The sequence below is a fragment of the Streptomyces sp. NPDC093546 genome (assembly GCF_044765045.1).
Lineage (GTDB): Bacteria > Actinomycetota > Actinomycetes > Streptomycetales > Streptomycetaceae > Streptomyces.
This window is the reverse complement of sequence record NZ_JBIWJG010000010.1, coordinates 150,978-169,092: the sequence shown is the minus strand read 5'-3', so window position 1 is coordinate 169,092 and position 18,115 is coordinate 150,978. Positions and strand designations below refer to the sequence as shown.

The 18,115-nt window shown below is 71.7% G+C and carries 21 protein-coding genes; 10 read left to right on the top strand and 11 right to left on the bottom strand.

Features of this window, described 5'->3' with window-relative positions:
* Positions 1-6: 6 nt before the first annotated feature.
* On the bottom strand, positions 7-624 hold the full coding sequence (locus ACIRNI_RS22405) for a flavodoxin family protein (protein WP_403553581.1): 618 nt from the start codon (positions 622-624) through the stop codon (positions 7-9).
* A gap of 17 nt (positions 625-641) precedes the next feature.
* Positions 642-1,106, bottom strand: a complete 465-nt coding sequence (locus ACIRNI_RS22400; protein ID WP_403553579.1) for a hypothetical protein — start codon at positions 1,104-1,106, stop codon at positions 642-644.
* Positions 1,107-1,232: 126 nt separating this feature from the next.
* Between ACIRNI_RS22400 and ACIRNI_RS22395 the strand changes: the two genes are divergently transcribed.
* The 3 genes from ACIRNI_RS22395 to ACIRNI_RS22385 all read left to right on the top strand — a co-directional run bounded on the left by ACIRNI_RS22395 (position 1,233) and on the right by ACIRNI_RS22385 (position 3,790).
* Entirely contained in the window at positions 1,233-1,559 is a 327-nt protein-coding gene (locus ACIRNI_RS22395; RefSeq protein ID WP_403553577.1) for an alcohol dehydrogenase catalytic domain-containing protein, read from the top strand.
* Positions 1,560-2,215: 656 nt separating this feature from the next.
* Positions 2,216-2,509, top strand: a complete 294-nt coding sequence (locus ACIRNI_RS22390) for a hypothetical protein (RefSeq protein ID WP_403553779.1) — start codon at positions 2,216-2,218, stop codon at positions 2,507-2,509.
* Between the two features lie 714 nt (positions 2,510-3,223).
* Positions 3,224-3,790, top strand: a complete 567-nt coding sequence (locus ACIRNI_RS22385; protein WP_403553576.1) for a zinc-binding dehydrogenase — start codon at positions 3,224-3,226, stop codon at positions 3,788-3,790.
* Here the strand turns inward: ACIRNI_RS22385 and ACIRNI_RS22380 are convergent.
* Entirely contained in the window at positions 3,780-4,514 is a 735-nt protein-coding gene (locus ACIRNI_RS22380) for a hypothetical protein (protein WP_403553574.1), read from the bottom strand. The two genes, ACIRNI_RS22385 and ACIRNI_RS22380, sit on opposite strands and share 11 nt — an antisense overlap.
* A 165-nt stretch (positions 4,515-4,679) precedes the next feature.
* Here ACIRNI_RS22380 and ACIRNI_RS22375 point away from each other — a divergent pair, with 165 nt between their 5' ends.
* Positions 4,680-5,066 carry a rodlin gene (locus tag ACIRNI_RS22375; RefSeq protein WP_403553572.1) on the top strand — a complete coding sequence of 129 codons (387 nt, stop codon included), beginning with the start codon at positions 4,680-4,682 and terminating at the stop codon, positions 5,064-5,066.
* Between the two features lie 134 nt (positions 5,067-5,200).
* On the opposite strand, the gene ACIRNI_RS22370 is transcribed toward ACIRNI_RS22375, so the two are convergent.
* Genes ACIRNI_RS22370 through ACIRNI_RS22360 form a run of 3 tightly spaced genes read right to left on the bottom strand, consistent with a single transcriptional unit; the run spans position 5,201 to position 6,156 of the window.
* Positions 5,201-5,392 carry a hypothetical protein gene (locus ACIRNI_RS22370; RefSeq protein ID WP_403553570.1) on the bottom strand — a complete coding sequence of 64 codons (192 nt, stop codon included), beginning with the start codon at positions 5,390-5,392 and terminating at the stop codon, positions 5,201-5,203.
* Between the two features lie 30 nt (positions 5,393-5,422).
* On the bottom strand, positions 5,423-5,917 hold the full coding sequence (locus ACIRNI_RS22365; protein ID WP_403553777.1) for a metallophosphoesterase family protein: 495 nt from the start codon (positions 5,915-5,917) through the stop codon (positions 5,423-5,425).
* 14 nt (positions 5,918-5,931) lie between these two features.
* The gene (locus tag ACIRNI_RS22360) at positions 5,932-6,156 is read right to left on the bottom strand and encodes an acyl-CoA carboxylase subunit epsilon (RefSeq protein WP_403553568.1); all 225 of its coding nucleotides are present in this window, start codon (positions 6,154-6,156) and stop codon (positions 5,932-5,934) included.
* A 319-nt stretch (positions 6,157-6,475) separates the two neighbouring features.
* On the opposite strand from ACIRNI_RS22360, the gene ACIRNI_RS22355 reads away from it, so the two are divergent.
* The 3 genes from ACIRNI_RS22355 (at position 6,476) to ACIRNI_RS22345 (ending at position 9,450) form a co-directional block, all read left to right on the top strand.
* Positions 6,476-7,564, top strand: coding sequence for a type III polyketide synthase (locus tag ACIRNI_RS22355; RefSeq protein WP_403553566.1), 1,089 nt, complete (start codon positions 6,476-6,478; stop codon positions 7,562-7,564).
* Between the two features lie 72 nt (positions 7,565-7,636).
* Complete coding sequence (locus ACIRNI_RS22350) at positions 7,637-8,884, top strand: cytochrome P450 (protein ID WP_403553775.1); 1,248 nt, start codon at positions 7,637-7,639, stop codon at positions 8,882-8,884.
* Positions 8,881-9,450, top strand: coding sequence for a cupin domain-containing protein (locus tag ACIRNI_RS22345; protein ID WP_403553565.1), 570 nt, complete (start codon positions 8,881-8,883; stop codon positions 9,448-9,450). The genes ACIRNI_RS22350 and ACIRNI_RS22345 overlap by 4 nt, the downstream gene beginning before the upstream one ends.
* 50 nt (positions 9,451-9,500) lie before the next feature.
* Here ACIRNI_RS22345 and ACIRNI_RS22340 read toward each other — a convergent pair whose 3' ends face one another.
* Positions 9,501-10,796: an MFS transporter gene (locus tag ACIRNI_RS22340; RefSeq protein WP_403553564.1), complete on the bottom strand. Its 1,296-nt coding sequence runs from the start codon at positions 10,794-10,796 to the stop codon at positions 9,501-9,503.
* Between the two features lie 221 nt (positions 10,797-11,017).
* Positions 11,018-11,485 carry an SPW repeat protein gene (locus ACIRNI_RS22335; RefSeq protein ID WP_403553562.1) on the bottom strand — a complete coding sequence of 156 codons (468 nt, stop codon included), beginning with the start codon at positions 11,483-11,485 and terminating at the stop codon, positions 11,018-11,020.
* Between the two features lie 204 nt (positions 11,486-11,689).
* Here ACIRNI_RS22335 and ACIRNI_RS22330 point away from each other — a divergent pair, with 204 nt between their 5' ends.
* Positions 11,690-11,920, top strand: a complete 231-nt coding sequence (locus ACIRNI_RS22330) for a hypothetical protein (RefSeq protein ID WP_403553560.1) — start codon at positions 11,690-11,692, stop codon at positions 11,918-11,920.
* Here ACIRNI_RS22330 and ACIRNI_RS22325 read toward each other — a convergent pair.
* Entirely contained in the window at positions 11,893-13,431 is a 1,539-nt protein-coding gene (locus ACIRNI_RS22325; protein WP_403553558.1) for a SulP family inorganic anion transporter, read from the bottom strand. The genes ACIRNI_RS22330 and ACIRNI_RS22325 overlap by 28 nt on opposite strands.
* 662 nt (positions 13,432-14,093) lie before the next feature.
* On the opposite strand from ACIRNI_RS22325, the gene ACIRNI_RS22320 reads away from it, so the two are divergent.
* Positions 14,094-14,528 carry a subtilase-type protease inhibitor gene (locus ACIRNI_RS22320; protein ID WP_403553556.1) on the top strand — a complete coding sequence of 145 codons (435 nt, stop codon included), beginning with the start codon at positions 14,094-14,096 and terminating at the stop codon, positions 14,526-14,528.
* Between the two features lie 404 nt (positions 14,529-14,932).
* Positions 14,933-15,886, top strand: coding sequence for a hypothetical protein (locus ACIRNI_RS22315; RefSeq protein ID WP_403553554.1), 954 nt, complete (start codon positions 14,933-14,935; stop codon positions 15,884-15,886).
* Positions 15,887-15,913: 27 nt separating this feature from the next.
* On the opposite strand, the gene ACIRNI_RS22310 is transcribed toward ACIRNI_RS22315, so the two are convergent.
* The gene (locus ACIRNI_RS22310) at positions 15,914-16,312 is read right to left on the bottom strand and encodes a two-component system response regulator (RefSeq protein WP_403553552.1); all 399 of its coding nucleotides are present in this window, start codon (positions 16,310-16,312) and stop codon (positions 15,914-15,916) included.
* 111 nt (positions 16,313-16,423) lie between these two features.
* Positions 16,424-18,097 (bottom strand): phytoene desaturase family protein, encoded by a 1,674-nt coding sequence (locus tag ACIRNI_RS22305; RefSeq protein ID WP_403553550.1) that lies wholly within the window; start codon positions 18,095-18,097, stop codon positions 16,424-16,426.
* Positions 18,098-18,115 lie beyond the last annotated feature (18 nt).

Here is an 18,115-nt window from a genome sequence, read left to right as displayed (position 1 = left end):
GTGAGGCTACCGCTCCCCGGCCTCCTCCTCGTAGGGGAACCGGGCGAGCGGGGCCTCACGCTGGAAGAAGGTCTTGGCGCGTATCGCCGCCCGCTCGTCGTTCCGCACCTGCCCGGGCCGGGAACCGTTGCCGAACAGCACCCCGCCGAACCGCATCCCCATGTACGCGGCCGAGTGGTGGAGGCTGGTCACCAGGCCGTCGGCGACGACCTCCTCCCGGTGGGCCATGACCGTCACGCCCCACAGGGTCCGGCCGGCCATCCGCTCCTTGAAGTCCGAGTCCGGCGCCACCAGCCAGCCCGACCAGTAGTCCAGGTACCGCTTGGCGTGCGCGGAGAGGCTGTACCAGTACAGGGGCGAGGCGATGACGATGTCGGTGGCCTCTAGGGTGGCCTGCCGCAGCGTCTCCTCGGCCTCCCCCGTCGACCAGCCGGCGGTCTCGTGCCGTCCGTCCTGGAAGTCCGGCAACGGCAGTTGGGCCAGGTCCACCCAGCGCTGCGGCGTGCCGGCGGGCAGCTGCTCGGCGGCGGCTCTCGCGAGGATCTCGGTGTTGCCGTCCGGCCGTGAGCTGCCGAGGACGAAGAGGAACGAGCGGTCCGTGTCGTGCGTCGTATAGGTGGTCATGTCGTCTTACAACCGCGTCACCGCGCGGGTATTCCGTCGGCGGACCGGTGCGGCGGCTCCGTCCCCCACGGGACGACCACGACCTGTACGTCGTCCTCGTAGACGATCCGCCCCGGCGACGACGACTCCACACGCTCGCACGCCACTCCGTGCGCCGCCAGGAGGTCCAGGTAGCCGCTCACCCGGTCCACGAGGTGCACGGCCGTGGTCTTGAACCAGGCGACGGCACCGGGGTTCACGTCCGGGTCGTAGACGGTGGGGTCGGTGGCGGACGGGTCGGGGTAGGCGGCGTCGTACCAGTCGTTGCCCGCCCGCCAGAACCGGTACTCCTCCTCGGAGAGCCTGCCTTCCCTGGCCAGTCCGTTGGCGAGCGCGAACACGCCGGGAAAGTGCCCCCGTTGGCCGCGGCTCGTGCCCTGGAACCTCACGTACGACGCGCTCCCGCCCTCGCCCACCGGTCCGCCTCCGTCCTTCTCCGCCATCCGTCGATGCCGCGATCTTGACAGCGTAGGTTGACGGCGTGACCCAAGGGAAGAAGACCGCGATACGCGCGGGAACCGGTTCTGAGGAGGCGTCATGGCTACCGCCGTCAACGCGACCATGAGGTCGTGCTAAACAAGCCCGGGCCGGTCACGAACCTGCGGCTGTGCCGGCCGCCCGTCCCCGAGCCCGGCCCCAGGTGGGTGCGCGTCAAGGTCGAGGCGTTCGGGCTCAACCGCTCCGAACTGCACACCCGCCTCGGCCTGGCCGAGGGCGTGACCTTCCCGCGGGTCCCGGGTATCGAGGCGACCGGCACCGTCGACGCGGACCCGGACGGCGTACTGGAGCCCGGGCAGCGGGTCGCCGCCATGATGGGCGGCATGGGCCGACGTTATCTGTGGTTCCAGATGCCAGCTGAGCAGGCCAGCTGGCATCTGGACCTATCGGGCATGTAGGGCACGTACCGCATGAACCGCCGGATCGCAGACCTTCTTTACTCCTATCACGCGTCGGTGAGCAGACCCGCGCTCACCGGACACCCGGTCGGCCTCACGGCGCTCATTCGCGGTCACGGACACCAGCGCGGGATCGCAGGCGCTCCGCCGAAGCTGTCTCGATTCAGCGGGCTGGAGATGAGCAATGGCGAGCCTTTCCCCCAGGATCCGACGACAGATGGATCGTTGAGGACAGCCGCGACGAGGGCGTTGTGGAAGGGCTGACCCATGCCGCACTCTCGCGTTGCCGTTCATGATCCGGGCCAGATTCCAAGTGAAACGCGCAGGTTAATCCGCCATTTATTTATCGCGGCCCGTCGTCTCGCGCTGCGCATACTCCCCGTCTGTTTCGCCAGTAGCCGTCGAAGTTTCGCCGCCGTGGGTGTACCTGTCGTGTCATGATGCACCACCACAGGCCCGAGGCCAGTGTGCACCGTGAAAAAGCGCGTTTCCTCGTATTTTATCAGCGGTAGGGCCTATCTGTGTCGCAAGATCCTCTGTCTGGTAAACCATCCCCCACAAGGATTACCCGCGCATAGTCCGCCCCTCTGCTGAGTAAAGCCCGTTTATCCATCGAATGGCGATGGACAACAGCAAAGGAGGAGGCAGCTGTGAGCATGATTCAGACTGGCAAGGTGTCCTTGGACTCCAAGCACCCGGTGGAGACCCAGGGCGGCGATCTCTCGACCTTCACCCGCGTCAACTTCCCCACGCCGTTCCCCCAGGACAGCGAGGTCGTCGTCTTCGCCCAGGTGCAGACGTTCCACGGGCCCCACACGCCTGGTGTGCGTATCGCCAATGTCAACCGCACCGGCTTCCACATCCGCATGAACGAGCTGTTCGGCGCGAATATCATGAGCGACGGTCCCCACGTGTTGGAGGAGATCGGCTGGCTTGCCGTGACCGTCTGATCCAGATTAAGGGGGGTGTGGGCCGAGCAGCAGAGCCCTAAACGGGCTATGGGATTGCACCAGCCTGTGGATACCGGAACCACCGGTGTGCCCGCACCCTCCTTGCAACCGTATGTTCAGGCGCCCGCTAATGCTGCTAGCAGGTGGTGGCCGGTAGCCCTGGTGACTTTTTGACCTTAAATAGGGCTCGTTTTCCTCTCCAAGGCTGCCCACAGCGACTAGTGCCGCGTCAGGTAACGCTCGCCTTGTTCGCGATCTCCGGAGGCGTTCTCCGGTGGCATGATTGTTTCGGCGTCAGCTACGAGGGTTGCTTGTCCCGCTCGCGCCGCGTCAACCGCGCGGTCCAAGCCTCCCCGCCTGTGACCTGCGAGCATGCAGGATGAACGAGGCCCGACTGGTTAACATGCCAATACATCGCAGCTTATGCGGAAATCGCACGTGCCACCACGGGCAAGCAGCAACGAGAGGCATGAGTGGGCGCTGCGGTACCTCGTCGGCCGCCGGTCCGCCCTGGCGCACGATCTTGTTTCGGTCGAAACGAAGTCGGCAGCAACCAGACATGACGACATGCCTGACGACCCCTTGGATATCGGTGAGGCATGTTCTGAACCGTGGTGCCGCGTTTCCAGGTGATCCCGTTCGCCTCGCAGCTGCCGTGGGAGACCTCGGCGCCGTACCGGAGCCCCTCCAGACCGCCTATGGCTCTCCCTGACGGTGGGCTCGGACCTGAGGCCCGGTCAGACGCTGCTGATCCGCGGTGGGACCTCGGCCCTGGGCCTGGCCGCGACGGCTCTGGCAAAGGACATGGGCGCCACCGTGCTCGCCACGACCCGTGATGCCGGGCGCACCGCGGCCCTCACCGCCCACGGTGTCGACCACCCCTTGGTGGACGACGGCAGCGTCGCCGACGGGGTCCGCGCCCTCGTCCCCGGGGGTGTGGACGCCGCGCTCGAACTGGTCGGCACCCCCACCCTGCCGGACACCCTGGCGACCACCCGCGTCCACGGCACGGTGTGCTTCACCGGGATGCTGTCCAACCAGTGGACCGTACGCGGCTTCTATCCGATCGCCTACCTGCCCACGGGGGTGCGGCTGACCGCCTACTCCGGCGACGCGGCCGACCTGCCCGCCGCCGTCCTGCAGGGCTACCTCGACCGGACCGCCACCGGCGAGATCGGCCTCGGGCCCGTCCACGTCTATTCCCTCGACGAGATGGCCACCGCCCAGCGGGACCTGGAGGAGGGCCGCAAGGTCGGAAAGCTCGTCGGCCTCACCGCGTGACGCGGTCGTCCGCCGCCACCAGCAGCCGCCGCTGGAGCACCGCCACCTGATGCGGGTGGCGCGTGTGCGCGTGGCGGAGCAGCAGGTCGCGGGCGGTCGCGCCGACGCGGCGCTTCTTCGGGTGGCGGGTCGTGAAGTGTTCGCTCGCGAAGAAGGTCACCGCGCCGTCCAGCCCCGTGGCGTCCGTACGGCGCACGGCCCAGGCGAGATCCGCCGTCGGCGCCTCCGTCAGCAGGGCGAAGGGCGCCAGGTGTGCGACCGCGTAGGCAGCGTCGTCGGCGCGCGGGGCCCCCAGCCAGCCGAACACGGTCTCCAGCGGGACGGACCGCGCCGTCCGGGAGTCCGGCACGTCGCCCCCGGCCCAGGCCCGGGCGTAGTGGCGCAGCGGTGCGGGGGCGGCCGCGGCCCAGGCCTCGCGGTGGCGCCTCGGGATGCTCTCCGGGGCAGACGGTTCGAGCAGGTCCGAGGGGTGCCAGCCGACTGTGCGGATGCGTTGGCGTCCCGCGTCGTAGAAGGCCAGCCGGGGATGGTCCTGGCACATGCACGCGAACGCGAGCCGCCCGGGGTCGGCGGCGGTCGCCGCCTCGGCAGCCGCGACGGCGGTGACCACCTCCCGCACCTCCGCCGGATCGGTGATCTTGTACGTCGCGGGGTGACCCGGCAGCGCGGGGACGGGCGCGCCGTCGGACACGACCACGCGTACCGCTCGGGACAGTGGCTTCATCGTGCGATCGTACGGCGCACCGCGATGCACACCGGTGGAGTGTCCCGATGTATGGCAGAAGAGTGACGTGTGCGCGGCGGCTCACGGGGCCGTGGCACCGGAGGGGTTGTGCTGTGAGGCACAGCAGACCCGGTCGTCGGGTCTGTCGACTCCGAAGGACGGAACATGATCAAGAAGGTTCTGGCGACCGCCGGTATCGCCGCGGTGATGCTGGGCGCGTCGGTTCCGATGGCCGTCGCCGTGGGAGACGGAAACGTCGACACGCAGAACGGCAACCACTCGCAGCAGGTGTACGGCAACACCGTCACCGGCGGCCACCAGAGCGGCCAGTTCGGGCTCGTGCAGGGGTCCCTCAACAAGCTCTGCGCCGCTGTGCCGATCGAGGACCTCCAGAACATCCTGCTGATCAACATCGGTGTTCAGGACGTCTTGTCCGACTCGCAGAACCAGCAGTGCACCGAGAATTCCACGGCTGTGAAGGGTGACAGCGCCCTGTCGCACATCCTGGCGAACGTGGCCTCCGAGAACGCGTCGGCGGCCGTCGACGGCTAGCCGGGCCCGCGCGCGGACGGCGCCCGGCAGGGCGGCGGACGCGACGCGGCTCACGGGCCGGGGACCGGCGGGCCGCCGGGGTGGCACCGCCTGCCGCCCCGGCGGCCCGCCGCTGTGCGGCCCGGTGCGGGGCCCTACCCCTCGCGGTCCTTCTCGCGGCGTACCGACTCCTGGGCCGTCGGGCTCGGCGTCAGGGTGTCGGCCGCCTCGCCGTCCTTCCGCCGCCTCTTGTCCCGCTCCCCCTCGCCGATGCGGAGTTCGGCCTCCTCGAACTCGTGCAGGACCTCTTCCGTCGCCGTCTCGGGCGTGTGCTTCCGCTCGTTCATGGTCTGTCGTGTTCCTCGGCGCGCGCCGTACTAACCCAGGCGGTGCAGCTCCGCCGCGGTGAGGCGGCCGCCGGTCACCAGGGCCGTCATGTACGTGCGGTACGGCTGGCGGCGCCGGTCCGTCGGGGAGCCCGGGTTCAGCAGCCGCAGCCCGCCCGGTGCCGTGGTGTCCCACGGGATATGGCTGTGTCCGAACACCAGGACGTCGAGGCCGGGGAACCGCTCCTCGCAGCGGCGCTCGCGGCCCTGGGCCGGCCCTGTCTCGTGGACGACACCGAAACGCAGGCCGCCGAGGTCGGCGTGGGCCACCTCGGGGAGGCGGGCGCGCAGCTCGAGGCCGTCGTTGTTGCCGTACACCGCGATCAGACGCCGGGCGCGGCTCTCCAGCAGGTCCAGCGTGGCGGCGTCCACCCAGTCCCCCGCGTGCAGCACCACATCGGCCCGGTCGACGGCGTCGAGCAGTTCGACGGGCAGGTGCCGGGCGCGTTTGGGCACGTGGGTGTCGGAGGTGAGGAGCAGCCGCAGGCCGTCGCCGTCGCTCATCGCCGGTGGTGGACGACCGCGCCCAGACGGGCGCGCCACGAGCCGGGCGCCGGATGCGCCCGCCAGCCGCGGTCCCACTCGGCCCTGCGCGGGGCGGGTGCGAAGTCCGCTTCCGGGCCCTCGACGGCGTACCTGGAGGCGAGTGCGGTCAGCACGGCGGTGAGCGCCGCGAGCTCGGTGGCGGTCGGGCGGCCGTGGACGATACGCAAGTGGTGCGGCATTCCCTCATGCTGCGCCGACGCCCTCCGCCGGGGCATGCCGTGCTCGTCCGCACGGGTGAGTCGTGGTCACGCCACGCCGTCGCTGTTGTTGCGCACGCCGCGCACGCCACTTCTGCGCGTCGTGCGCGTCGCGCACCGGGGTCACGGGGCCTGACGTCGTGATGCGGCCCATGAGCGGGGCGCCGGGCGTGCGGCGACGGCCCGGCGCCCCGGGCCGCGGCGGCGGTCAACCAGTGCCGGCGAGGGCCTTCGCTCCCCGGTTCGGCCCAACGGCGCCGGATTTCTTCGACGCGCGACCTGGCCGCAGGTCCGTGATTCTTTGAGCAAACGCGACGAAAGGGCTTACCTCATGGCCACGTTGTGCAGACCCGCGGTGGCGGTCCCCGAGCATGTGATCACCATGCAGCAGACGCTCGATCTTGCGCGCTCCATCCACGCGGACCACCCGCAGTTGGCGCTGGCGCTGCGACTGATGGAGAACACCGGCGTGCGCAAACGGCATCTCCTGCGACCGATCGAGGAGACGCTCAAGCACCCCGGTTTCGAGGCCCGCAACGCCGTGTACGAGGCGGAGTCGAAGGCCCGTGTGCCCGCCGTCATCCGCCAGGCTCTCGAGGACGCCGAGCTACGTGCCCAGGACATCGATGTGATCATCTACGTGTCCTGCACCGGCTTCATGATGCCGTCATTGACGGCCTGGCTCATCAACACCATGGGGTTCCGTACGGACACCCGGCAGATCCCCATCGCGCAGCTGGGCTGCGCCGCCGGGGGCGCGGCCATCAACCGCGCCCACGACTTCTGCACCGCCTATCCCGAGGCGAACGCCCTCATCGTGGCCTGCGAGTTCTGCTCGCTGTGCTACCAGCCCACCGACCTCGAGGTCGGCAACCTGCTGTCCAACGGGCTCTTCGGTGACGGCCTCGCCGCCGCGGTGATGCGCGGGCGCGGCGGCACCGGCATCTCGCTCGAGCGCAACGGCTCGTACCTGGTGCCGCAGACGGAGGAGTGGATCGCGTACGACGTCAAGGACACCGGGTTCCACTTCAAGCTCGACAAGCGGGTGCCGGGCACCATGGAGCCGCTGGCTCCGGCGCTCAAGGAGCTGGCGGGGCAGCACGGTTGGGACGCGTCCGACCTGGACTTCTACATCATCCACGCGGGCGGGCCGCGCATCCTGGACGACCTCAGCAAGTTCCTCGGGGTCCCACCGGAGGCGTTCCGCTTCAGCCGGGCGACGCTGACCGAGTACGGCAACATCGCCAGCGCCGTCGTCCTGGACGCGCTGCGCCGGCTGTTCGACGAGGGCAGTGCGGAGCATGAGGCGCGCGGCCTGCTGGCCGGGTTCGGTCCCGGCATCACGGCCGAGATGTCCCTCGGTCGCTGGACCATCTCCGATCAGTCCTGATTGAAGTCTGATCAACCTCAACCATCCCTGGACCGTTCCCGATCGCGTCTTCAACAGAGGATTCGCACCGTGCTGGATGAGACGACCACGGCCACCACGGCCGACCCGGCCGCTACGGCCGACACGGCCACGCTGCCGCCCGTACGCCCCTGGCCCGCGCTCGACCTGTTCGGGGTCGACTTCGACCCGGTGCTGGCCGAGCTGATGCGGGAGGGGCCCATCACCCGGATCAAGCTGCCCAACGGCGACGGGTGGGCCTGGCTGGTGACGCGCTACGACGACGTGCGGACCGTGACCAACGATCCGCGCTTCAGCCGCAAGCTGGTCACTCAGCACAACGTCACCCGGCTCGCCCCGCACTTCATCCCCGTCGACGGGGCGGTCGGCTTCGAGGACCCGCCCGACCACACCCGGCTGCGCCGGGCGGTGGCGCCGGCGTTCACCACGCGCGGTGTGGAGCGGGTGCGGGAACGGGCCAGGGAGAGTCTCGACGAGCTCGTCGAGGAGCTGCTGCGCGACGGGCCGCCGGCCGACTTCACCGAACGGCTGCTGGAGCCGTTCCCGCTGGCCGTGGTCTGCGAGCTGATGGGCGTGCCCCAGGCCGACCGGCCGCAGATGCACGAGTGGACCTCGCTGATCCTGTCCTCGGCCAAGGGCGCCCAGCGCAGCCAGCGCGCAAAGGACGAGATGTGCGCGTACTTCGCGGAGGTGCTGCGCGAGCGCGGTCCGGGCGGCGGCGAGGACGTCATCGGCCTGCTGGGGGCGGCGATCGAGGACGGCGAGGTCACCGCCTCGGAGGCGGTGGGACTGGCCCTGCTGATCCAGATCGGCGGGGAGGCGGTCACCAACAACGTCGGCAACATGGTCTTCATCCTGCTCACGCACCCCGAGCACCTCGCCCGGCTGCGCGCCGAACCGGAGATCCGCCCGCGCGCCATCGACGAGATGCTCCGCTACATCCCGCACCGCAGCGCCGTCGGACTGTCCCGGATCGCGCTGGAGGACGTGACGGTCGCCGGCGTACGCATCCGGGCCGGCGAGCCGGTCTACGTGTCGTACCTGGCGGCCAACCGGGACCCGGACGTGTTCGCCGACCCGGAGACACTCGACTTCGACCGGAGCCCCAACCCCCATGTGGCATTCGGGTACGGGCCGCACTACTGCGTCGGCGCCATGCTGGCGCGGCTGGAGACGGAGCTCCTCGTCGACGCCATGGCGGATCGTTTCCCCGGGCTGCGGTTCGCCGTCCCGGTGGAGCGGCTCCGGTTCCGCCGGGGCGCGCTCATCCGCGGCCCCGAGTCCCTCCCGGTGACCTGGTGACCGCGCACCACGGGCCGCCGGCCGCCCTGCTGGCCGGCGCGCCCGACGGGCTGCTGGTGCCGACGGGGCACGGCCGGACCCTGCGGACGCCCGCCCAGCAGGTGACGTTCAAGGTGACGGGCGAGCACTCGCGGGCGGCGTCCAGCTTCGAAGTGGTGGTGCCGCCGGGCTTCGACGTGGGGGCGCACGTCCACACGCGGAGCGAGGAGCTCTTCTACGTACTCGAAGGGGAGCTGGACGTACTGGCGTTCGAGCCACGGGTGCGGACGCGGGACGACTGGCGGCACTGGGAGTCGGCGTCCGGGAAGCGCACGGTGCGGGCCACGCCGGGCACGGTCATCGTGGTGCCGCCGGGCTGCCCGCACGCGTTCGCCAACCGTACGGACACCCCGGCCAAAATGTTCTTCCAGGCGTCGCCGCCGCCGGACCACGAGCGGTACTTCGAGGAGCTGCTGGAGATCCTGGACCAGGGCGGCCCGCCGGACCACGGCGCCATCGCGGCGCTGCGGGCGCGGTACGACATCGAGCAGCTGACGCCGCTGCGGCACGACGCGCGCGCCGAATAGCGCGCGTACGGCGCCGGGTTCGGTGACGTTCCCGGCGCAGCGTTCCCGGCTCAGCGTGCCAGCTCCTTGTGGGCGCTCTCCGGCAGCCGCAGGTAGACGACCGCGGACAGCAGGCACAGGGCGGAGACGTACCAGGGGAACAGCCCCGGGCGGTCCAGGTCCTTGAAGAGGGTGCCCACATAGGGTGCCGTCCCGCCGAAGAGCGCGACGGTGAGGGAGTACGGGAAGCCGATGCCGGCGGCCCGGACGCGGGCGGGGAAGATCTCGGCGTTCACGGCCGCCGAGATCGAGGTGAAGCCGGTCAGGAGCACCATGCCCGCGCACTGGACCAGCAGGAGCGTGCCGAAGCCGCTGATGGAGCGCAGCAGCGGCACGCTCAGGACGGCGAAGCCGACGCCGAAGAAGAGCAGCAGCGGCTTGCGGCCGTACCGGTCGGACAGCAGGCCGCCGAGCGGCTGGAGCAGGGCGAAGAAGCCGAGGGAGAGGGTGCCGGCGAGCAACGCGTCGGCCTTCGAGACACCGGCGTTGAGCTCGGCGTATGTGGGGAGGTACGAGGTCCACGTGTAGTACGCGAGGGTGCCGCCGGCCGTGATGCCGCAGATCAGCAGGGACGCGCGCGGATGGTGGCGCAGGGCGTCGAACAGTCCGGGGCGGGGGCGGGTGCCTCGGTCGTCGGCGCCGGGGGCGAGCGTCTCGTGCGCCCCGCGCCGGATCCAGAACCCGACGAGGCTGAGCGCCGCGCCGAGGAGGAAGGGGACGCGCCAGCCCCAGCTCTCCATCGCGCCCGCGCCGAGGGTGGAGACCAGTACGGCGGCGATGCCGGAGGCGGTGAGCTGGCCGACGGTCGTCGAGACGTACTGGAAGCTGGAGAACAGTCCGCGGCGGCCGGGGCCGGCCGACTCGACGAGGAAGGTGCTGGAGGCCGCGAACTCGCCACCCACGGACAGCCCCTGGAGGAGCCGCGCGGCGACGAGGATCACGGGGGCGGCGAGGCCCGCCGCCGCGTACGTCGGAGTGAGCCCGACCAGCAGGCTGCTGCCGCCCATGAGGAGGATCGTGACGGTCAGGGCGGCCCGTCTGCCGTGCCGGTCGGCGACGGCGCCCATGAGGAGGCCGCCGACGGGACGCATGAAGAAGCCCACGGCGAAGACGGCGAAGGTGGCGAGGAGGGGGACGAGGGAGGTCTCGGCCCCCTTGGGGAATATCTGGCCGGCGATGTACGTGGCCAGGAAGGTGTAGGCGTACCAGTCGTACCATTCGACGGCGTTGCCGACGGAGGCCGCGAGGAGTTGCCGGGCGGGGCGGTGGCCGGGCCCGGGGCGGGCCGGAGCGGAAGTCGATGTCATGATCACGGCCCTCCCCGCGCCGACGACACCGCACACCTGTCCTGTGTTACGTGTTCGTGTGACGTGCCCGCGGCCGTGTTACGTGCCGGTGCGGCGGCGTGCGGGGCCGGGCACGCGGCGGCCCCGGCGCCGTCGGTGGCGTCGGGGCCGTACGGGGTGCGCGTCGGTGCGCGCGTCAGCTCGTGTCGAGCGTGTCAGCTGTCAGCTCCTCGGGCCGTTCCTCAGTCCATGGTCGGGCCGGGGCCTCCGCGGACACGGGAGCGTCCGGAGCGGCCTTCGCTCTTGGCGGCCGCGGCCATGGCCGCGCCGAGCAGCAGAGCCACGACGCCGACGATGATGTTGTTGACCACCGTGCGGGTCGTATCGACGTTGCCGGCCACGACCCACGGGGAGACGATCGTCCATGCGCCAATGGCGCAGGCGGACCACGCCATGGCATGGGTCCGCTCGTACGCCGAGGTGAACCCGCCCATGCACAGCGCGTAGGCGATACCGGTGATCAAGTTGCTCACGGCGAGGGTGGTGAAGCCGCTGAACCCGGCGATCCAGGGAGAGGCGGCCAGGTAAACACCCGTGAGGAGGCCAAGCGTCTCGACCGCCTGGCTTCGGGGGGTGGTGGTCGCACGCTCGAACCGGGAGCGCATCTCGGCCAGATCGGGGTGTTGCTCGATGCTCGGATGAGTGGTCATTGCGGGCCCTGCCTCCTGTGGAAGACTTTATCTGCCCTTTATCTACATAAAACTCCTTTCGCACCTTTTGGTCAACAGGGAGAGATCCCCTTGTTACCCGCCTCCGGTCACGACACCTGCGGGGCTCCCCGTCGTTGATCTCCGGCAGGACTCAGGACTGACGACGTCGAGAGGGGAACCGTGAACATCCGTTCCGCCCGTACCATGCATCTCCGCACCGCCGCCGTGGCCGCGGTCGCCGGCGCGCTGATCGGCGCCGGCGCCGGGACCGCGGCCACGGCACAGGCCGCCGAGCAGCCCGTGGGGCAGCCTGCGGGACAGCCCGCGGGACAGCCCGGTGGGCACGAATCGGACCAGGCCGTCGGGCTGGTCAAGAAGGACCGGCTGACGCCCTGGTCCGTCGTCGGCTACGCCCTCGACACCGCCGGGGGCTGAGCCGCCGGATCCGTGGGGGCCTCCGGGGCTCCCGGGCCCGCCGGGGCCAAGTGGAGCAGGCGGACCGGCTCGGTCCCGGCGTCGTTGTGGCGGAGCGCCCAGTTCTCCAGGGCGACCCGGCACGCGTGGTCGAGGTGACGCACCCCGGACAGGTCCAGCTCGATGGGCCGGTCCTGGGGCAGGCCCTCCAGCCGCTCCAGGATCTTCGGCAGCCGCAGGAAGGTGGCGTTGCCGGTGAGGGCGGCCACGAGCCGCCCCCCGGTGAGCTCCCGGACCTCGACGTGGAGGTGGGAGGTCTCCCACGCGGTCTTGCACACGGCGAGCAGCAGCCCCAGCAGGACTCCTTCGAAGAGGTTGGTGAACAGGATGGCCAGGGCGGTCACGCCGAGGACGACTGCCTCGCCCCGGTGCTCACGCCACAGCGGGCCGAGGTCCCCGACCGGTACGAGCTTGCAACCCGCGTGCACCAGGACGCCGGCGAGCGCGGCGAGCGGAACGGCCCCGATCGTGGCGGGCAGCAGCGCCGCGAACAGCAGCAGCCACAGCCCGTGCAGGAAGCGCGAGAGCGATGTGCGGGCGCCCGCATGCACGTTGGCCGCGCTGCGTACGATCACGGCGGTCATCGGCAGGGCGCCGAGCGCCCCGCAGATCGTGTTGCCGACGCCCTGTGCCATGAGCTCCTTGTCGTAGTCGGTGCGCGGACCGTCGTGCATACGGTCCACCGCGGCCGCGCTGAACAGGCTCTCGGCGGAGGCGATCAGGGTGAAGGCGAGTACCGTCCCGATCGCCGCCATCCCGGCGAGGTCGGCGAAGTCACCGAGGCCGGGCGGCTGGACGGCTTCCAGCAGACCCTGCACCTCGACCTTGGCGGCGGGCAGCTCGAACAGCGCGGCCACGGCGGTGGCCAGCCCCACCGCGGCCAGCGGACCGGGCACCACTCGGACCCGGGCGGGCAGCCGCGGCCACAGGACGAGGACGGCGATGGTGCCCGCGCCGAGGAGGAACGCGGTGAGCGCGGTGCCTCCGGAGGCGACGGAGACGGCCAGCGAGGGCAGTCCGGCGAGCTTGCCGAGGCCGCCGGAGGGCTGGGTGGTGTCGGCCATCGCGTACAGCTGGCCGAGGACGATGACCAGGCCGATGCCCGCGAGCATGCCCTGGACGACGGCGACCGAGATGGCCCGGAACCAGCGGCCGAACCGCAGGGCTCCGAGGGCGAGTTGGAGCAGCCCCGATATGAGCACGATGGCGCCGAGCGCGGCGAGGCCGAACTCGCTCACGGCCTCGAAGACGAGCACGGTCATGCCCGCGGCGGGGCCGCTCACCTGAAGGGAGCTGCCGGGCAGCGCGCCGACGACGAGTCCGCCGACGATGCCGGTGATCAGGCCCAGTTCGGCGGGCACGCCGGAGGCGACCGCCACACCCACGCACAGGGGCACGGCGACGAGGAAGACGACGAGCGACGCGAGGAAGTCGCGGCGCAGCACGGAAGGGTCTTTGAAAGCGGTGAACATGAGGGTGTGTTCCTAGCGGTGCGGTCCGCCGACAGGGGCGGCGGGCAGCGGACGTCGGACGGCGAGGGGGCCGAGCGGGTCACGGAAGAGGGCCGGGCGGCTCACAGCGGCCCGAACTCCCCGTGCCGGTCCGGTCGGTGGGCGGCCGCCCGGTCAGGAACAGCGGCTTCTGGGTGGTACATCGTGGCCTGCCTCCTGCGCTCCGGGCCGTGGCCGGGGCGCGGTGTGGTCGGGTCATGGACAGGGGTCGGCGGACCGCGGGGTCTCCGCGGCAGCCGTCGGGGCGCACGACACCGTGGTGCGGCGTTTATGCGAGCGTGCGCCACTGCGACTTCGCTGACTTTGCCTGAACATTACCTTCAGATGAAAGGTGGCTCCAGCGCCACCCTGAGCCATGTTGCCGTTACGTTTCAGCCGTGTTGACCCGGCCCCGGACCGCAGGGTTCTACGCATCGTGAAGTCTTGAACCGTATCGGGCGCCCCCGTACGGGCTGGTGACGGGGTGTCGGGCGGCCCGGCCGGGCCTGGATGGAAGGCGGTTTCGCGTCACTGCTTGAATAACAGACAAAACTGAAAAGCGCCCCTGAATGTGCGTCAACAGCCTGCGCGAGGCAGTGTGTCCATCGCACCCCACCGGAAAACCAAGCGAGAGGATTCACACCATGCGGACACTGTTAAAGCGCGCCTTCATATGCGGCCTCGTCACCGCCGCGACCCTCGGCCCGCTGACCGCAGCGCAGGCCGCGGAGCACGCCGAGGCCGGGCAGCGGCTCTACGCCCCGAGCGCACTCGTCCTCACCATGGGGCAGGGCGAGGACGTCGCGTCCTCGACGCCCCTGCGGGCGACCACCCTGACCTGCGCCCCCACCCCCGGCGGCACGCACCCGGCGCCGCAGCGGGCGTGCGCGGAACTGCGTGCGGCGCAGGGCGAGTTCGACAAGCTCGGCGGGGACGAGCAGCGGCCCTGCATCAAGATCTACGACCCGGTGGTCGTCACCGCGCAAGGCGTCTGGGAAGGCCGGCGCGTGGATTACGCCCGCACATTCCCCAATTCCTGTGTGATGCAGACCGAAAGCGACAGCGTCTTCGCTTTCTGAGTCTGCGCGGCACGTGTGCGTGCCGGCATCGGAGGGCGAAACGAGCGGGCCGAACTGCCCCGACGCCCTCCTCTCGCGGCCCGCACGGCCGGCACCAAGACGGCCGTGCGGGCCGTCGTTCCCTGTGCGTACCCTGAGTGACGGCCAGAGTTTCCCTGCTCTTTCCCGGGCTCTTGCCCGCTCCGCGCACATTACGTTTCGTATACCACTTCTTGACCCGGCATCCGTCCGGCCCTCCCTCAGCGGCCGCCCACACCCGCGAGCCGGAGCCCGGAGAGACGGAAAGATGGCCAGTTTCCTTCGCTTTACGACTGCGACGGTGCGTACGCCTGCCGCTCCCGCGTCTGCCACGACTGCCACGCTCCCGGGAGGAGAAACCCGGCACGGACGGCCACAGTGGTCCTATGCGGGATCTGGACAGCGTCGCCGACGAGCTCTACGGGCTGCGGCCCGACCGCTTCACGGCGGCCCGTAACGCGCGGGCCGTCGAAGCCCGCAGGGCCGGTGACCCGGCGCTCGCGGACCGGATCGGAGCCCTGCGGAAGCCCACCCTGGCCGCGTGGACCAGCAATCTGCTCGTACGGGAGCGGCGTGAGGAGACACGGTCGCTCGTCGCCCTCGGCGAGGCCCTGCGGCGGGCCCACCACGAGCTCGACGGGGAGCGGCTGCGGGACCTCGGTCACCGCCGCCACCTCGTGGTCAGGGCGCTCGCGCGGGAGGCGGGGCAGCTCGCGGCCCAGGCGGGGCAGCCGGTCGGCGAGGACGTGCTGCGCGAGGTCGAAGCGACGCTGAACGCGGCGCTCACGGACCCGGAGGCGGCCGAGGAGTGGGCGGCCGGGCGGCTGGTGAGACCTCTGTCCGCGCCGGTCGGCTTCACGGCGGCGGCGCCGGCCGCCGTGGCGGAGCGGCCGCGGCGCCGCCCGCCGGACACCCCGGAGAAGGCACGGGAGGGGAAGGAGGAGCGGGAGGCCGAGGAGGAGCGGCGGGCGCGGCTGGAGCGGGCCCGGCAGGAGGCCGCGGAGACCGAGCGGGAAGCACACGAGCGGGAGGAGCGGCACCGGCGGGCGCAGGCGGACCGGGAGCGCGCCGAGGCGCAGCTGCACGAGGCGGAGCGCCGGGCCGCAGCCCTGGCCGCGGAGCTGAGAGACGCCGAGGAGCGGCGGCACACGGCCGCCGCCGAGGCTCGTGAGGCGCGGGACCGTGCCCGGGAGGCCGAGCGCGAGGCGCGCCGGGCGCGCCGACGGGCCGAGGAGGCGGCCGAGAAAGCGGCACAGGAGGAGCGGTCCCCGGGTCGGTCGTCTTCGGGTCGGTCGTCTTCGGGTCGGCGGGCTCCGGGGCGGTCGGGCGGAGCACGGTGAGCCGCGGGCGGAGAGGCGCCTCGAGTCCTATGCCGGTGAAAGGCGTCGGCTGGTGCCGTGGAGGTAGCCCACCTTGATGCGGAGCGCCCACGGGTCGATCGGTTTGACGAGGAGGTCGGCGGCCCCCAGGCGCAGCGCTTCTCGCTGGACCTGCGCGCCGGCGCCCCAGCCGGTGACCAGGACCACCGGGATGTGGCGGGTGTGTTCGACCCGCTGCATGTAGAGCAGAACGTCCAGGCCGCCCAGCATCGGCATGACGACGTCGAGGACGGCGACGGCGATCCCGCCGCGCAGCACCGCCTTGAGGGCGCCGTCGCCGCTGGTCGCCAGTTCCATGGGGTAGCCGAGTGGCGCGATGGCGCACTGCAGTGCGAGCAGGTTGTCCTCGTGGTCGTCCACCAGCAGGACCTTCTCCCCGACAGCCATGGCTCCTCACCTCCGCTCCATGCCGTTCGGTGGAGCCGGCGGGCGACCGCGCGACCCCACTCACCCAGCATGCGCCCATGACGTCGTCCGTGGCAGCTCCTCCGCAGGTCTTCAGAGGCGGCCCCGGCGGCCCCTGCTCGCCAGGGCGCCCTGCGCGCGGGCCAGTGTGCGGCGGACCGGGCGCGTGCTGCGCAGCGCGGCGCGCGCCGCGTTCGCGCCGGGGGCGCCGTGCACGCCGCCCCCGGGATGTGCCCCCGCCGACGCGAGGTACAGGCCCTCGACGGGCGTCTCGGGGCGGCCGGTGCCCGGGAGCGGGCGGAAGACGAGCTGCTGGTGCAGGGCGGTCGTGCCGCCGTTGACGGCACCGTCGCGGAGGTTGGCGTCCATGGCCTGCAGGGTGGGCGGCGCGAGGACGCGGCGCGCGCGGATGCGGGCGCGGAAGCCGGGGGCGAACCGTTCGACCTGCGCCTCGACGCGGTCGGCCATCGCCTCCCGCTCGCGCCGGTCCCAGGTCCCCGTGAGGGCGTCGTCGCCCGCGTCGCCGCGTACGTCGTGCGGGACGTGGGTGTACGCCCAGGCCGACTCGGTCCCCGGCGGCGAGCGGGTCGGGTCGGCGGTGGTCATCTGGCCGACGAGGAGGAACGGCCGGTCGGGCACCCGGCCCATGGCGATCTGGGCCGCGAAGCGGGTCAGCTCGTCCATGCCGTCGGCCACGTGCACGGTGCCCGCGCCGACGGCCTGCTCGGCGGTCCACGGCACGGGTCCGGACAGGGCCCAGTCGACCTTGAAGGTGGCCCAGTCCCACTGGAAGCGGCGCACGTCGTCCAGGAGCCGTGCGGGCAGGTGCTCGGGGGCGACGAGGTCCCCGTACAGCGTCGGTACGGCCACGTCGGCGAGGACCGCCCGGCCGGCCGGCACCGTCTCGCCGTCGTCGGTGCGGACCGCCACGGCCCGCCCGGAGCGTACGACGACCTCCGCGACCCGCTCTCCGCAGCGCAGCAACCCTCCGCGCCGCTCCAGGCGCCGTACGAGGGCGGCGGTGAGGGCGCTGGAGCCGCCGATCGGGACGGGGTAGCCGACGGTCTGGCCCAGCATGGACATCAGCCAGCCGAACCCGCCGCTGCCCGCCGACTCGGGCGCGAGGTCCGCGTGCAGGGCGTTGCCCGCCAGGAGCAGCCGGCCGCCCTCGCCGTGGAACTCCTCCTCGCCCAGGCGGCGCACGGGCAGCAGCAGCGTACGGGCGAGGTGCAGGCCCCCGGCGGCGCGCAGCCGGGCGAGCAGGCGGGCCGAGGAGCGCAGCGGCGGGAAGGGGGTGAAGAGGGCGCCCAGGATGTCGTCGCCGAGCCGGTCCCAGATGTCGCACAGGCCGTCCCAGGCGAGGCCGTCGCCGGGGGCGAACTGTTCGAGTCCGGTCGCCGTGGCCGCCCGGTCCCGCTCCAGCACGGCGCAGCGGCCGTCGCTCAGGGGGTGGGCGAGGACGCGGGGAGCGTGGCTCCAGTGCAGCCCCTCCTCGTGGAGGTTCAGGCGGGCGATGACGGGCGAGGCGGCGGCGAGCGGGTAGAAGGCGCTGAAGAGGTCGCTGACGTACTCCGCGTCCACGCCCCGGTCGCTGCGGACCGCCCCGCCGGGCTCGTCGTTGGCTTCCAGGACCTCGACGCGCCACCCGGCGTCGGCGAGGAGGTTGGCCGCGACGAGCCCGTTGGGCCCCGCTCCGATGACGACCGCGTCGGGCGCGGTGGTCTCCAGGGCGGGGGTGTGCCAGTCCGGTGCCGGTGTCCGGGACATCGCTCTCTCCGTCCGTCT